Source organism: Bradyrhizobium viridifuturi, assembly GCF_001238275.1.
GTDB lineage: Bacteria > Pseudomonadota > Alphaproteobacteria > Rhizobiales > Xanthobacteraceae > Bradyrhizobium > Bradyrhizobium viridifuturi.
Map to the genome: position 1 here is coordinate 85,292 of NZ_LGTB01000002.1, position 15,435 is coordinate 100,726.

General features: G+C 61.4%; 12 protein-coding genes and 1 pseudogene. 4 read left to right on the forward strand and 9 right to left on the reverse strand.

What is annotated here, in order from left to right; all coding sequences use genetic code 11:
• Window positions 1-107: 107 nt before the first annotated feature.
• Both ALC15_RS02490 and ALC15_RS41370 read right to left on the reverse strand, forming a co-directional pair.
• The gene (locus ALC15_RS02490; protein ID WP_210168574.1) at window positions 108-1,049 is read right to left on the reverse strand and encodes a lactate/malate family dehydrogenase; all 942 of its coding nucleotides are present in this window, start codon (window positions 1,047-1,049) and stop codon (window positions 108-110) included.
• 75 nt (window positions 1,050-1,124) lie between these two features.
• Window positions 1,125-1,589 (reverse strand): host attachment protein, encoded by a 465-nt coding sequence (locus tag ALC15_RS41370; RefSeq protein ID WP_094193618.1) that lies wholly within the window; start codon window positions 1,587-1,589, stop codon window positions 1,125-1,127.
• Between the two features lie 493 nt (window positions 1,590-2,082).
• Here ALC15_RS41370 and ALC15_RS02495 point away from each other — a divergent pair, with 493 nt between their 5' ends.
• The 3 genes and pseudogenes from ALC15_RS02495 (at window position 2,083) to ALC15_RS02505 (ending at window position 5,947) form a co-directional block, all read left to right on the forward strand.
• A complete protein-coding gene (locus ALC15_RS02495) occupies window positions 2,083-2,694 on the forward strand; it encodes a (2Fe-2S)-binding protein (RefSeq protein ID WP_094193619.1) in 612 nt (203 codons plus the stop codon).
• A complete protein-coding gene (locus tag ALC15_RS02500) occupies window positions 2,691-3,707 on the forward strand; it encodes an FAD binding domain-containing protein (protein ID WP_050625924.1) in 1,017 nt (338 codons plus the stop codon). Before ALC15_RS02495 ends, ALC15_RS02500 begins: the two co-directional genes overlap by 4 nt.
• A gap of 8 nt (window positions 3,708-3,715) precedes the next feature.
• Window positions 3,716-5,947, forward strand: a pseudogene (locus ALC15_RS02505) (xanthine dehydrogenase family protein molybdopterin-binding subunit).
• Window positions 5,948-6,228: 281 nt separating this feature from the next.
• On the opposite strand, the gene ALC15_RS02510 reads toward ALC15_RS02505, so the two are convergent.
• The 7 genes from ALC15_RS02510 to ALC15_RS02540 form a co-directional block, all read right to left on the reverse strand.
• Window positions 6,229-7,284: an SDR family oxidoreductase gene (locus tag ALC15_RS02510; RefSeq protein ID WP_050625925.1), complete on the reverse strand. Its 1,056-nt coding sequence runs from the start codon at window positions 7,282-7,284 to the stop codon at window positions 6,229-6,231.
• Between the two features lie 195 nt (window positions 7,285-7,479).
• Entirely contained in the window at window positions 7,480-8,802 is a 1,323-nt protein-coding gene (locus tag ALC15_RS02515) for a PQQ-dependent sugar dehydrogenase (RefSeq protein WP_050625926.1), read from the reverse strand.
• Entirely contained in the window at window positions 8,799-9,452 is a 654-nt protein-coding gene (locus tag ALC15_RS02520; RefSeq protein WP_244485891.1) for a DUF2231 domain-containing protein, read from the reverse strand. Before ALC15_RS02520 ends, ALC15_RS02515 begins: the two co-directional genes overlap by 4 nt.
• A gap of 132 nt (window positions 9,453-9,584) precedes the next feature.
• The gene (locus tag ALC15_RS02525) at window positions 9,585-10,802 is read right to left on the reverse strand and encodes an adenylate/guanylate cyclase domain-containing protein (RefSeq protein WP_157860854.1); all 1,218 of its coding nucleotides are present in this window, start codon (window positions 10,800-10,802) and stop codon (window positions 9,585-9,587) included.
• Between the two features lie 95 nt (window positions 10,803-10,897).
• Complete coding sequence (locus tag ALC15_RS02530; RefSeq protein ID WP_050625928.1) at window positions 10,898-13,195, reverse strand: xanthine dehydrogenase family protein molybdopterin-binding subunit; 2,298 nt, start codon at window positions 13,193-13,195, stop codon at window positions 10,898-10,900.
• Complete coding sequence (locus ALC15_RS02535) at window positions 13,195-14,193, reverse strand: FAD binding domain-containing protein (protein ID WP_050625929.1); 999 nt, start codon at window positions 14,191-14,193, stop codon at window positions 13,195-13,197. The genes ALC15_RS02530 and ALC15_RS02535 overlap by 1 nt, the downstream gene beginning before the upstream one ends.
• Window positions 14,190-14,696 (reverse strand): (2Fe-2S)-binding protein, encoded by a 507-nt coding sequence (locus tag ALC15_RS02540; RefSeq protein ID WP_050625930.1) that lies wholly within the window; start codon window positions 14,694-14,696, stop codon window positions 14,190-14,192. The genes ALC15_RS02535 and ALC15_RS02540 overlap by 4 nt, the downstream gene beginning before the upstream one ends.
• Here ALC15_RS02540 and ALC15_RS02545 point away from each other — a divergent pair.
• Window positions 14,680-15,330 (forward strand): NAD(P)-binding domain-containing protein, encoded by a 651-nt coding sequence (locus ALC15_RS02545; RefSeq protein WP_128089413.1) that lies wholly within the window; start codon window positions 14,680-14,682, stop codon window positions 15,328-15,330. The two genes, ALC15_RS02540 and ALC15_RS02545, sit on opposite strands and share 17 nt — an antisense overlap.
• Window positions 15,331-15,435: the final 105 nt, after the last annotated feature.

The following is a 15,435-nucleotide window of genomic DNA, read 5'->3' on the forward strand; positions in this document are numbered from 1 at the left end:
TCAATGCCGCCTTCCCGCGCGGTCGGCTTCGCCGCGGGCTGCGGATGCTTTGACGGTCAAACTAGCGTGGTCAGGGCGGCGCGCAGACGCAAAATCCTGCCAACGACTCAGGCTCGGCACTCCGATTTCTTTAGATTGGCGGCGCTCGCCTCCAACGCCTGCCGCTCCTCGCCCGACATCTCCGGTTCGAAGCTTTGAATGACGCCGGCGCGTCCGACCACGCTCGGAAGCGACAGGGTGACGCCAAAGCCTACATTGTAACTTCCGACCGGCACGACCACTCGCTCATCGCGAAGCACCAACTCTGCGATCCGTGCCGCCACGATGCCAATGCCAAACTGGCTGGCATCATTGCCTTCGATGATCGTGATATTGGCGTAACGCACGCTGTCTTCGATCTGCTTGCGCAGTCCGTCAAGCGTTTCGCCGCGTCGTTCGACAAGCGCGCCAATCGGTACACCGACGATACGCGCGCTTGACCAAAGAAATACCTGAGAGACTCCGTGTTCTCCGATCACCTGCGCCTCCACCTGATTGGCATCGAGCTCGAAATGCTCTGCTAGATGAACGCGGAAGCGCAGGCTGTCGAGGAAGGTGCCGGTGCTCAGCACGCGATCGTGCCCCGCGCTGATGCGCGTGATATCGGCGAGCGGTTCCGGGGGATCGGTGACCGCCAGCAGGACCGCGCGAGGTGCTGCCCGTACAATGTGCGGAACGATCTCGCGATAGATCCCGGCGTTGGTATGGAGGAGCCGCAACCTGCCTTGCGGGTCGCTGCGGTCGGTGGCTCCCCCGGCCTTTTCGTTGATGCCGGCGGTGATCATCACCAGGTCCGAGTCGGCGAGATCATCGTAATCCCCATCGACAACCGTGGTCTTGGGACAAAGCGGGGCTCCGTAACGAAGGTCGGTCGCTACTGCCTTCGCGCGGTTGCGGGTTCGGTCCACGATCACGATCGTGCGGGCGCTGCCGCGCACGACCGCCGCGAGAGCACAGGCTGATCCAACTCTTCCTGCCCCGATGATCCCGATTTTCATGATCAAGCCCATGCTAAGCGTCTGATAGAAGTATCCGTCAACCGGCACCCCGCGTGCACCCCTGCTTCACCATGCATAACAACCGCCCTACGATCGGGCGGCCAGATATTGCGAGATGTCGCTGACGCTCAGGCCGGTCAAGTCTTTTGCAAGCTCCGCAACAATGGACTTTTGGACTGTCGGAGAAAATGATCGACGCAGATCTGCGAGCGTTCGCGGCGGTGCCACGATAACAAGATGCTCTGTTTGTAGCTCTCTCAGAAGGCGATCCAGAGCACCGGCGACTGTGCGCGCGAACCTATGTTTCTCGACGTCATGCCAGTCGGTCTGTTGCACCGCGCTGCGGTTCGGCTCGGTGCCCGACAGCGCTCGCCCCGGCTTGTCCGATCCTTGTTCATGGGTCGGTGGGTTCTCATCTTTAAGCGCCTGTTGGACTTTCAGGCGTGGTTTTAGACCATCCCCTTCATTAAATAGAAAAAGGGCCTTGCAGCCGTCTCCGACAAAAACAACAGCGCGATGCGGCAACCTGATGTACGGTTCTTTGTTCGGCAAGGACTCCTCGCAAGGTTGAGCTTTCAATTACGCCCTGCGAAAGAGCTATGAATCGCAGGATAGGGGCCCGGATGGCGTACACTGAACGCACGAAATCTTTCAGACTAACGCGTCATTGTTAGCCCCCGTTCAACTCGCAACCGTAGTTTCTAACGAAGCAGCTTAACTCTACGCAGCCATGACAACCGTCAATATTCCGGCAGGCTTTCGCGTATCAGATACAATCCAAGGCGCCTGCCTTTTCGCGAGCCACATTGTCGGGATACTCGCTTGCATTCGATTGCGCCGAAATTCGTACCGCGATCGCGCGCCGCGAATCATTCGCCGCGACAAAAATTGACGGTTATCAAGGCAGCCGTCCTCGCCTGATGCAAAAAACGGCGCGGATGCTGGGCGCTCGATCGGCGCATGATCTTGAGCGCACTCGTTCAAGACCCGACAGAGATTGGCATGCAACGTTGTACCCCCGCATCGCTCTCCCGTGGAGTCGAGGATGGTCGATACCGAAGACGGTCCGACGTTTCATTCCTTGAGCTACCCGACGCGCCGCGACGTCATCGCAGCGGGTGCCGTGGTTCCCATCGCCCTGGCGTTGCCGCCGGGCGCCGCGGCTCAGTCGCCCGCGGTGGCAGCGGCGTCCGAGCCGGTCGCGGTGAGCCTCACCATCAACGGTACGCAGCATGTCCTCACGATCGATCCGCGCACGACGCTGCTCGACCTGGTGCGCGAGCATCTCGACCTGACCGGAACCAAGAAGGGCTGCGATCAGGGCCAGTGCGGCGCCTGCACGGTGCTGCTCGATGGGCGGCGAATCAATTCATGCCTGACCTTCGCGGTCATGTTTGACGGCCGGCAGATCACCACGATCGAGGGCCTGGCGGCGGACGGCGCACTGCATCCGCTGCAGCAGGCCTTCATCGACCATGACGCATTCCAGTGCGGATACTGCACGCCGGGACAGCTCTGCTCGGCGGCCGGGCTGATGTCGGAAGGCCGGGCGAAGACCCCGGACGAGATCCGCGAACTGATGAGCGGCAACATCTGTCGCTGCGGCGCCTACCCGAACATCGTCGCAGCGATACAGCAAGCGATGGGCCGATCATGATCAGTTTTCAGTACGTGCGGGCCACCGATGTGGCGGACGCGGTGCGCCAGACCGCCAGCGATCCACGCGCCAGGTTCGTCGCCGGCGGCACCAACCTGATCGACCTGATGATGATGGAGGTCGAGCAGCCGACGCGGGTGATCGACATCACGCGACTGCCGCTCCGCCAGGTCGAGCCCACCCCGGGCGGCGGCCTGCGCATCGGCGCTCTCGTGCCCAACACCGATCTTGCCTATCACCCGCTGATCGAGAAGCGCTATCCGATCCTGAGCAGCGCGATCATGGCCGGCGCGTCGCAGCAGTTGCGCAACATGGCATCGACGGGTGGCAACCTGCTTCAGCGCACGCGCTGTGCCTACTTCTATGATGTCGCGACGCCCTGCAACAAGCGCAAGCCAGGTACCGGCTGCGCGGCGATCGAGGGGCTCAACCGCGGCCACGCAATCCTCGGCACCAGCCAGGCCTGTATCGCGGTGCATCCTTCCGACATGTGCGTGGCGATGAGGATGCTGGATGCGACCGTGCATGTCACGGGCCCGGCAGGCGACCGCGCGATCCCGTTTGCGGACTTCCACCGGCTGCCGGGGGATGCGCCTCAGCGCGATACCAACCTCAACCCCGGCGAGATCATCACTGCGGTCGAGTTGCCGCCGAAGGGGTTCGCCAGCCACCATACCTACCTGAAGATCCGAGACCGGCTCTCCTATGCATTCGCCCTCATCGCCATCGCGGCCGGGCTCGAGCTCGACGGCGACACCATCAAGGAGGGACGCCTCGCGCTCGGCGGGGTCGCGCACAAGCCGTGGCGCAATCCGCAGGCGGAAGCCGTGCTGCGCGGCCAGCCGGCAAACGCCGAGACATTCGCCCGCGCGGCCGACGTGCTGCTGCGCGACGCCCACGGCTACAAATATAACACCTTCAAGATTGATCTTGCGCGGCGCTGCATCGTGCGCGCGCTTGGCCAGGCCGCGCGCGGCACGCCGCAGTCGCAGTCGCATAAGAAGATCGCGTGAGTAACGCCATGGCAGCCTATATCGGCACCTCCCGGTCCCGGATCGACGGCGTCAAAAAGGTTACCGGTGCGGCGAAATATGCCGCCGAGTTCAATATGCCCGGCCTGGCATACGGCAGTATTGTCGCATCGACGATCGCCAAGGGGCGCATCACGCGCTTCGATACGAGTGGTGCCAAGCGCGTCGCCGGCGTGATCGACGTGATCACGCACCAGAACCGTCCGTCCATGGCCGATAACGACAAGGCCTACAAGGACGACGTGGCCCCGCTAGGATCGCCGTTTCGTCCGCTTTACGACGACAGGGTCATGTTCAGCGGGCAGCCGATCGCGCTGGTTGTCGCCGAGACGTCGGAAGTCGCGCGCGACGCGGCATCCCGGGTCTGGGTCGAGTACGCCCAGGAGCCTCACGTCACCGACCTATTCCAGCAGCTCGACGCGACCATCCCGGTTCCGCCACCCACAAACCCGACCGAGGCCTTGTTCACGCCGCCGAGAGCGCGCGGCACGCCCGAACAGGCGCTCGCCGCTGCGGCCGTGCGCCATGAGGGGGCCTATTACGTTCCGATCGAGAACCACAATCCGATGGAGCTCTTTGCCGCGACGGCGGTCTACGAGGCAGGCGGCAAGCTCACAGTCTACGACAAGACGCAGGGCGTCCAGAACGTCCAGCGCTATATCTGCGGCGCGCTCGGCATGAAACCGGAGGATGTGCGCGTCCTGTCGCCCTTCATGGGCGGCGGATTCGGCTCGGGATTGCGCCCGAATTTCGAGGTCGTGCTGGCGGTGCAGGCTGCGCTCGCGCTGCGGCGGCCGGTGCGCATCGTACTGACCCGCCCGCAGATGTACGCGCTTGGCTACCGGCCGGCGATGCTTCAGCGCATAGCAATCGGCGCCAACACCGACGGAAGTCTCGAAGCGATCACCCACGACGCGATCACCGTGACCTCGCAAAATGAAACGTTTTTCCGCCAGAACCGGCTGGTCGGGCCTGCTCTATAAATCCGCCACCGCGAAATACGCGCACCGGCTCGCGCGGCTCGATCGCCCGACCTCTTCCGATCAACGCGCACCAGGCGCCGCCACCGCCGTCTATGCGCTCGAATGCGCCATGGACGAGCTCGCGGTCGCCCTCAAGATCGATCCGCTCGACCTTCGGCTGCGGTGCTATTCGGATCGCGACCAGAACCGCGACCGACCCTACAGCAGCAAGGCGCTGCGCGAATGCTACGCTCAAGGCGCGGCGGCCTTCGGCTGGGGCAAGCGCAATCCGGCGCCACGCTCGATGCGCGACGACGGGGACCTGGTCGGCTGGGGCATGGCGACCGGCGTGTGGGACGCGATGCAGATGCCGATCACGGTGCGGATCGCGCTCAGCGCCAACGGCCATGCGGAGGTCGCGTGCGCGACCTCCGACATCGGCACCGGCACCTACACCATCATGGCCCAGGTGGCGGCCGATTCGCTCGGGCTTCCGCTCGAGAACGTCAGCGTCCACCTCGCGACTCGGCCCTCCCGCAGTCGCCGGTCGAAGGCGGCTCGTGGATCGCGGCCTCGGTGTCGAACGGCATCGTGACCACGGCCGGCGCCATCTGTGACAACCTGTTGCGGATCGCCAAGACAATGCCGAACACCCCGCTTGCCAACGTGGCGCCGGACGAAGTCGTGCTCGCGGACGGCAAGCTCGTGAATCGGCAGGATGCGACGCGCGCGGTCGCGATCGCCGATGTCATGCGGCATAGCGGCATCGACCGCATCGAGCAGGAAATGACCACGTCCCCTGTCCAGGACGAGGACCGAGCGCACAACACGCATTCGGCGGCCTTTGCCGAGGTCAAGGTAGACGAGCAGCTCGGAGTGATCCGCGTCTCGCGGGTGGTCAGCGCGGTCGCGGCCGGCCGCATCCTCAACACCAAGACCGCGGCGAGCCAGATTCTCGGCAGCGTGGTCTGGGGTATCGGCATGGCGCTGCAGGAGGAGACGCTGATCGATCACCGGTTCGGCCGTGTGATGAACGCCAACATCGCTGAATATCATGTCCCGGTGAATGCCGACGTCTATGACATCAAGGTCATCTTTGTCGACGAGCCGGACGACTGCAATCCACTCGGAGTGAAAGGGCTGGGCGAGATCGGCCTCGTCGGTGTCGCCGCAGCAATCGCCAACGCGGTCTACCACGCGACCGGAAAGCGGGTGCGCGACCTGCCGATCACGCTCGACAAGGTGATTGGCGTGGCGTGACGTGTTGTGCCCCGGGCGCAAGCGGCCGGGATCGGGGCGATCAAACTATTGCCCAGAGGAGGACTTCAACGAGGATCTCTGCGCGGCCTCGCGCCCAGTTCTCCACCGCCCTTAAGCCACGCCGCATTCATCCGATCGAATGGGTCACCCAGCATGGGGTACCTCGCAACATATGCGCGCTGAACCGGGCCGATGTTAGGTGGCCGGGCTGCGTAAGTCCAACAACGCAGTCGGCTTACAGCCAATCTCGCGCCATCACTACGACGGTGCGAGATCCGATGTTAAGGGATGACCTTCCTGTCGCGCAGGGAGACGAAGAAGGCGCGGAGCATCTCTTCGCTGTCGATGCAGTCGGCAAAGCCCGCCTTCCGCGCCTTGATCGTGCTCGACACATTGTCAAAGCCGCTATTGAAAATGAAGTCGGCAAAGTTCCACGATACCAGCTTCTCGTAAGGGATGTCGAGCAGACCATATCTCGTGGCGATCTCACGCCACAGCTCGGCCTTGTCGGTCATGTATAAGTAGAGTGGCATCGGGACTGGCTCGGCGATCTCCATTTCAAACATGCGGGCGATGCGCGGCCACATATACTGCCAACGGAATTGGTCGCCGTTCGTGATATTGAAGATTTCGTCGCGCGCAGCCGGAGTGAAACCAGCCCAAACGGTCGCCGCAGCAAGAAGGTCTGCGGAACTGGCCTGATAGAGAGCGCGATAGGCCTCGGGCGAGCCGGGAAAGCGCAGTGGAATCCCAAGCGCCTTGGAGATTGTCGCATAGACGGCGATCGCCACGCCCAGGTTCATTGGGTTGCCGGTGGCGTAACCGATGATCGCTTCGGGGCGCAGAGCCGTCCAATGCCAAGACTTTCCGACCTGCTGGCGCCGGAGGACATCCTCCTGATCATAGTAGAAGTTCGGCGGCATCAGGCGCGGATCGTCTTCGCGGGCCGGCGTCTTGAACGGCCCGAGGTCGGAGCCATACGCCTTGCCGCCCTGATAAAAGGTCACGTGGTTTAAAGCCGGCGAAGCCACCTCGACGACCTCGACGAGGTGCTTCAAAATCGCCACGTTCACTCTGGACCGCTCGGACGCAGTCGCTTTCTCGATGTAGGCAGCGAAGACGAGGTGCGTCACGCCGTCGAGTTCACCGAGCTTGCGCTCGACATCCTGCCGATCGAGCAGGTCGACCGTAATGCCCTCGACATATTCGGGAAGGTCGGCGCTGCGGCGGGACAGGCCGTAGACCTTGGTGTCCCGTGTATTGGCCCACGCGGTGGCCGCCGCCCTGCCGGACACGCCGTGGACACCAGCGACGATGACAACGCTCTTCGAGCTCACTCGGAATTCCTTTCTGTGACTGCTCCCGCGCGATGTCCAGGGACCCGCCGCTATTATCCGAACCCGAGTATCGCGCGACAACGTGATGAAGGTAGCCGGCGCGCAAAATTACGTTCGCTCGAGACGGATTCGAGCGCTGCAAACTGGCTTTCTGCTGTTCGAAGCCACCGCTTGGTCCATATCGGCATCGCGCGCTCATTTACCGTTGACAGAGCGGCTCACTCTCCACACCGCGTTCCCGACATCGTCCGCGACGATGAGTGCACCGGTCCGGTCAAGTGCCACGCCAACCGGGCGCCCGTGAACCGTTTTTTTATCCGGCGCAAGGAAATCCGTCAGCACCGGGGTCGGCATCCCGCTCGGCCGTTCGTTCGCGAAGGGAACGAAGATCACCTGATAGCCGTTCAGCGGATCGCGGTCCCAACTGCCATGTTCACCCACGAACGCGCCGTTGGTGAAGTCCGGTGACAGCGTTTCCCCTTGACTGAATACAAGGCCGAGTGCCGCAACATGGGAACTGAGGCCATAATCCGGCTTGATCGCCTTCGCCACCATCGCAGGGTCCTGCGGATGGACGCGCACGTCCACATGCTCTCCCCAATAGCTATACGGCCAGCCGTAGAAACCGCCGTCCTTGATGGATGTAAGATAATCCGGAACCAGATCGGGTCCGATCTCGTCCCGCTCGTTGACCACAGCGAACAACTGCCCTGTTCCAGGCTGAATGGCGAGGTTCGTCGGATTGCGCGTTCCAGTCGCGAAAAGGCGCTTGGCACCCGTGAGCCGATCGACTTCGTAGATCGCTGCACGCCCTTCTTCGATGTCTACCCCATTCTCAGTGATGTTGCTGTTAGAGCCGACTCCGACATAGAGCTTTGACCCATCCGGGCTGGCCACCATCGACTTGGTCCAGTGGTGATTGATCGGGCCGGCCGGCAAATCGGCAAGCTTCGTTCCGGGCGCCACAATCTCCGTCTGGCCCGGCGAGAGAGGAAAGGCGATGATCGCGTCGGTATTGGCGACGTACAAAGTGTCGGCTACCCATGCGACGCCGTATGGCGAGTGCAGGTGGTCGAGCAGAACAGTCTTCATCTCCGGAACGCCGTCGCCATCGGCATCGCGCAACAAAGTGATGCGATTGCCGCCCTTGTCGGACGCTCCGGCCCGTGCCTTCACTTTGCCTGAGATGTAATCCTTGGGTCGGAATGGCTTGGTGCCGGGACCGTTGGCTTCAACGACGAGGATGTCGCCATTGGGCAACGGGTAAACAATGCGTGGATGCATCAGACCGGTTGCCATCGCTTGGATGCGCATGCCAGCGGGAACGGTGGGCGTTTCCCCGGTCTGCCAGCCAACCGCCTGCGGTACGCTCATGGGCGGCACGAGATATTGGTGAGCTTCAGGAAGGTCGGGATTCGGTCCATATTGCTTTGATGGATCGCCGCCTTGGTCACTACAGGCCGCGAGAAGCGCGAGAAACATCAATTCCGAAGTCGCTCGAACCCGACTTGCGATCATTCGCTTTCTCCCCGGCCCGCCGTCTTTACGGCGGTGGTGACGCACCAGCCCCGAAGACCAGCGGCGAGCAGCAGGATCGTGACAATGGTGGATAGGGCGATGCCAGTCAGGACAACGGAAGTCCACGCATCTCGCGAATGAACGAAGACGTTGACCACGGAGAGGATTGCGGCAGTCCCAATCAACCCAAAATCGAGCCAGCGGATCGGCCCGGCCCTTGCGAGCGCCACGTCAATTACCAAGAAGATCGCGGCAATGAGCGCCAGCACGAGCCCCCCTGTGATCAGCCAGACCGAGAAGTTGGCCCACTGCGGCAGCGAGTTTCTCGTATACATATAGTCGGTGAAGAGAGCGCCCATGAGCAACGCGCCCCCCAGTCCAACGAAAAACGGATGCAGTAGCACATGCGTACGGCACCCGTGAATTGGCCGCGCCATGTCCTTCCTCTCGTTTACCTCGACCAGACACTTGGCTTGTATCGTGAGCAGAAGCGCGCTGCATTGACCGATGCCAGAATATCGGCGAACGAGATCGTTCAAATGCATGGAAGAGATCGAGGGGTCGCGCTCATGCCATTCGGCAGCGGCGAATGGTCGGCAGCAGCGAATGGAGATTCCGGGATATCCCTTGATGGCCAGACATGAGCGCATGAAGATTTCTGTCCTCGGCTCCGCCTTTCAGGGCGGAAACGAAGCAGTGCCTTGGCAATATCGGCGTCAATCGGTCTCCAACATCCCTTGGTCGTGCCGGGCGAACGCCTCGGCGAAATCACTGCTCCTTCACTAAGCTGCCATGCCTGGCAAGTATTTTGGAACGTTGGGCCTTTCACCCAAGATGTGCCAGATCTCCATTTCACCCGATCCTTTGACGTCTATCGTCCCGCGCGTTTCGCAGACGAAGTCATCCTTGATCAGTTCGTAAGTTTCGTGTGTGATCTGAATGGCTTCGCTCTGGCCGTAGGATTCCATGCGACTGGCCATGTTCACCGCATCGCCCCACAGATCATATATGAACTTCTTCCGGCCGATGATGCCGGCCACCACCTGGCCTGAGTTCATGCCGATGCGGAATGTCAGTCGCCGGCCACGGAACTCACGTTCGGCCACACAAGCTTGCATCTCGAGCGCCAAGCGCGCCAGTGCGTGGGCATGGTCGGCACGCGGGCGCGGCACACCGGCGACGACCATATAGCAATCGCCAATTGTCTTGATCTTCTCCAAGCGATACTTCTCGACCAATAAGTCGAAGCACATGAAGACCTCGTCGAGCAGCCCTACGAGTTCCATGGGCGACATTGACCGGGCCAAGGGGGTAAACTGCACCACATCGGCGAACAAGATACTCACCTCGTCATACTGATCGGCGATCGTGCGGTGCTCACCTTTCAATATGTTGGAGATCTCGATTGGCAAGATATTCAGCAGCAGCATTTCGGACTGTGCCTGGAACAGGTTTTTCTTGTCGACGAAGTAGTAGAGCATCACAAAGACAATGCTCAGGACGCAGCCAATATTCAGTACATAAAAGAATGTGACCATCGAAGAAGGCAGGGAGGCGCCAGGGGATTGTTGAAGCGCACTGCCGACGAGCAGAATGAGGAAGACCCAGAACCAACGGGAGGCGCTTCGAAGATCATGGACGACAAGGGCGCCCAAAGGACAAAGCGTCGACCAAAGGATTACGGCGCTCGAATTATGGAAGCCGCCCAGACTTATCGTCATCAGCCACGGAAGTAGCAAAATCAGCATGAGCTGGGTGAACCGGTAGACCTGGTAGCGGCGAAACATGCCGAACAGGACGGTGTTGGCCAGCGACAATACGCTGTACGCCGCGGGGATGGCGCCGGCGGTCCGTGCTCCGACGGCAATGTAAACGAAGCCCCACAGTGCCGCCGCAACCGCGGATGTCAACACAACGCCGACGAGTATCATTTTCTGCAACGCAACGTCGTCGCTGTCGCGCTGGTCAATGCCTATCTGGGCGATCAGGGGAATCCGCATGCGAAGGCCGGCCTCTAAAGGCATATATGATGGAGCCGATATTAATATCGGAGACTTGCACCTTGACGCGGCGTCAATATTGGCCGATCGCGCACCTACATCAGCTTCTCCATCGTGATCGGCAGGTCGCGTACCCGCTTGCCGGTGGCATGGAACACGGCATTGGCGATGGCCGCAGCGGCGCCGACTACGCCGATTTCACCAACTGTCTTGCCGCCGAGGGCGCTGGCGTGAAAGTCGGGCTCGCCGACTGAAATGACTTCGATATCAGGTACATCGGCGTTCACCGGCACGACGTAATCAGCAAGGTTATTGTTGGTGATTCGCGCATAGCGGCGATCGATGTGTATGGCTTCGAGAAGCGCTTCTCCCATTCCCATGATCATGCCACCCTTCCATTGACTCTCGGCGAGCTTGGGGTTGTAGAGCCTGCCGCAATCAAAGGCTCCAACCATGCGGCGGACACGCACGGTTCCATAGTCCTCGTCGACACGAACCTCCACGAATTGCGCGCACCATGCATAAGTCGCGTGGGTAGACGATGGTGGACCCATATATTTGAAGCTATCATAAGCGTCGCGCTGCTCTGCTTCGGATGACGCCTTTTCGGCCGGCATGGTGTTGCGCGTGACCTCGATCCGATCACGACCGACCATTCGCATCAGCTCAGAAATCATGACGGCTTCTGCGGAGCCATCCGTCGGCGCGATCTTTCCATCCTTGATCGTGAAGTCGTTCACTCGCTTGGCCTTGAACGGTGAACCAGCATGACTGGACGCGAGCGTCAACAGCTCCTCGCGAGCGGCGCGTGCGGTCTTGTCCACGGCGCCGGTGAGGAGATTGGCAATCTGTGAAACTCCGGCGACCGGTGCGCGCGGCAGGCTGGTGTCGCCGAGCCGAACGCGCACCTGTTCGAATGGCACGCCGAGCGCGTCGGCGGCTGTCTGAGCAAGGATGGTGTAGGTACCGCCACCGATGTCCGCGCCGCTCGATGCAACTTCGATCGAACCATCGGCGGCAATCGTGACCCTCGCCTCGCCGGGCGTGTGCACGTTCGGGAAAGCTCCTCCCGCCATGCCCCATCCGATCAATTCACGGCCATCCCGCATCGAACGCGGCTCCGGCGAGCGTCGCTCCCAGCCAAACGCCCGCGCGCCGGCTTCATAGGCCTCGCGGAGCCGGCGGCTCGACCAGGGTTTCGCCGATTCAGGATCCTGGCTGGCATAGTTGCGTAGCCGCAATTCGATCGGATCGAGCTTGAGCTTGTAGGCAAGTTCATCCATCGCGCTTTCGAGAGCATAGGCACCGATCGCTTCTCCGGGCGCGCGCTTCCAACTCGGAGTAAAGGAACTGACCCGCACCAGTTTCTGCGTCGAACTCAGGTTCGGTACGGCATACATGACCCTGGCGGTGGCCGCGCCACCCTCGACATAATCGTCATCGACGGAGGTCTCACTGGTGTTCTCGTGAATGAGCACCTGCAACTTTCCGTCCTCGCTGGCGCCCAGCGTAAGCTTCTGCCGTATCGCGGGCCGTAAGCCGTTGCCAGTGAAATTCTGTGGACGCGACAGCGCCAGCTTTACCGGTCGTCGCATTTCGCGCGCAGCCATCGCCGCGAGGAGCGAGTCCGCGTGAGCTGTGACCTTGACTCCGAAGCCACCGCCCACGAATGGTGAAACGACGCGCACCTTGTTCATCGGAATTGCAAACCAGTCAGAAAATGCCCTTCGTGCACCCTCTGCCCATTGGCTCGGCATCCAGACGGTCAGACCGCCGTCATTGCCCCAGGCTGCGATTGCTCCAAGCGGCTCCATCGGACAAGAATATTCGCGCGGCGTGGTGTAGACGACGTCCATGCGCACCGCTGCCGCCGCCAGTGCACCTTTTGCGTCGCCCCGGGCCAGACCCGATGACGGCGCCCCGGGGACGTCGATCAATGTAGCCGTTGGGTCATCGATGTCGGCGACGGCCAGCTCGGTCTTGTAGTCGATGCGCACGCGGCCTGCAGCCTCGGTCGCATGATCGAAGCTATCGGCGACCACAAGGGCAATCGGTTGACCGTTGTACCGGATGCGATCGTCCTGAAGCGGCAAGAAGCTCTCCATCACGCTACCTGCGGGAACCATGGGACAGCTCTTGAGCGGTAGGGCGTCGGCATGGGTCAAGATCCGCAGCACACCTGGCATCGTCCGCGCCGCGGCAAGATCGATATTTCCGATGCGCCCCGATGGCACGGTGCTCTCGACGATCACGGCATGGACTGTGCCTGCCAAATCGTGTTCGAGGGCGTAGTCGGCTCGCCCGGTCACTTTCGCGACGCCATCGGAACGCGCGATGCGACGACCAAGATACGTTCCGTTACTCTTCAGCGATTCAGAATTTGGGACAGCCATCAGGTGATCCCTCCAACGGTCAGCAGCGCACGCGCGACGACGCGGGGAGCCAAGTCGATCTTGAAACGATTTTCGCCATGGTCGACGGCGCCTTCAATGGCCAGGCGACTTGCGCCCCGCACGGTCGGCTCGTCGAAAGTACGTCCGACGAGCGCCTCTTCGGCGGTACGAGCCCGCCACGGCCTCGTGGCGATGCCGCCGAGCGCAATCCTGACGTCACGAATCGTGCGACCGTCCGCCTCGAGTTCCAAGCCGACAGCGGCGCTTGCCGCCGCGAACTCGTAAGACTCGCGGTCGCGCACCTTGAGGTAGTGCGAGCGGCGCAGCGCGGAGGAGGTTGGAACCTCGACCGCGACGATCAACTCGTCGGATGAGAGCGGGTGCTCAAGATCGGGCGTGTCGCCGGGCAGGAGGAAGAAGTCATCGATCGGGATGCGACGTTGTGCCTTTCCATTTTCAACATGGACAGTAGCGTCGAAGGCGACGAGAGCAACTGCAAAGTCACCGGGATTAGTGGCGATGCAGCTTGGACTCGTGCCCAGGACGGCATGGCCGCGGTTAATGCCCTCAAGGGCTGCGCAACCCGAACCGGGATCGCGTTTGTTGCAGGCGCCGTAAACTCCTGGTTCGCGGAAATAGCTGCACCGTGTCCGCTGCATGAGATTGCCACCGATGGTGGCCATGTTGCGTAGTTGGGCCGAGGCGCCGCGCCACAGCGATTCCGACAGAACCGGGAATTCCTTTCGGATCGTGGGGTGATCGGCGACATCGCTCATTCTTGAGAGAGCGCCAATGCGCACGCTCGTCGGACCAGCTTCGATGGTATCGAGGCCGGGCAAGCGTGTAATGTCGATGAGCGCCGAAGGAAGCTCTACCCCGCATTTCATGAGGTCGACCATTGTGGTGCCGCCAGCGAGGAAGCGGGAACCAGTCTGGCGGGCAACAGCCTTCAGTGCGTCGGGAATAGCGGTGGCCCGAACATATTCGAAATTATTCATCGTGATCGCCCCTCTCCCGAATCCATCGCCTGCGCTGCGTCGCGCACGGCCGCGACAATGTGCGGATAGGCGCCGCAACGGCACAGATTGCCGGACATATATTCGCGGACGGTCGTGTCCGATTCGGTCCGACCTTCGTCAATGCAGCCGACAGCGGACATGATCTGACCAGAAGTGCAATATCCGCACTGGAAGGCATCGTGACGGATGAACGCCTCCTGCACCGGGTGCAGGCTGCCGTTGACTGCCAAACCTTCGATCGTGGTAATCGCCAGCCCTTCGACCTGCGACGCAAGCGTCAGGCAAGCGAGGACGCGCCGTCCATCGACGTGAACCGTGCAAGCGCCGCACTGGCCCTGATCGCATCCTTTCTTGGTACCGTTGAGATGCACGTATTCTCGCAGCGCATCCAATAGCGTGACCCGAGGCTCGATCTGCAGCAGATGCTCGGACCCGTTGATACGAAGCCGTACGCCTCCGCCCGTAATGGGTGATTTCACCATGGGTCGAACTCCTGTGATGATTGTTGTGCCCGGTGCAGTTGATCGGTTTCGAGGGCAGCAACTCACTTTCATCACACCTCGATGCAACAAGCGCCGCCTTGACGACCGTCAATTTCAGCTATTGCCCACGGATTCTCCAGACTCGCTCCAAATTGGACGAGCGGCAGCATTGTTGCCACCGAACGATCGACCCCTGGCGATCGCCGAACAATTCAGCACGCGCGCGCGTAGCAACGTTAAAACCCTGGCGCGCGAGGGCGCGCAAATCGTCTATCGCGTTGTCGATGCCTGCCAAGGCGAAATTATCATCACAATACTCGCCGACGACCCCGCCGTTGAGGACGTCGTGTTCGGAGACTACGGCGCGCTTTCCGTGCTTCGCCGGAATGCTATCCACATTTCCACGAGCACGATCAGCGTAGGGCTTTCCGATCACCTGACCGAGCGCATGGCAAAGCCGGCCATGGTTATGGCGCCTCCCCTGTGTTCGGGCGTCCGGAGACTGCGGCGGCAGCCACGCTTTTCATCATCCCGGCCGGTTGACGCGATGCTCGCGCGTTACCACCAACTGTTTGATGCGATGAGTCAGGAGACTTTTTCATCAGCACCAAACCCTCCGAGGCCAATCTGGTAACCCTTTCCGGCAATTTCCTGATCGCGTCGGTGCTGGAGTCGCTGGGAGAGGCGTTTGTGCTGGTGGGTAAAAATAGCCGGCATGCGGGGCCGGCAATTCGAGATT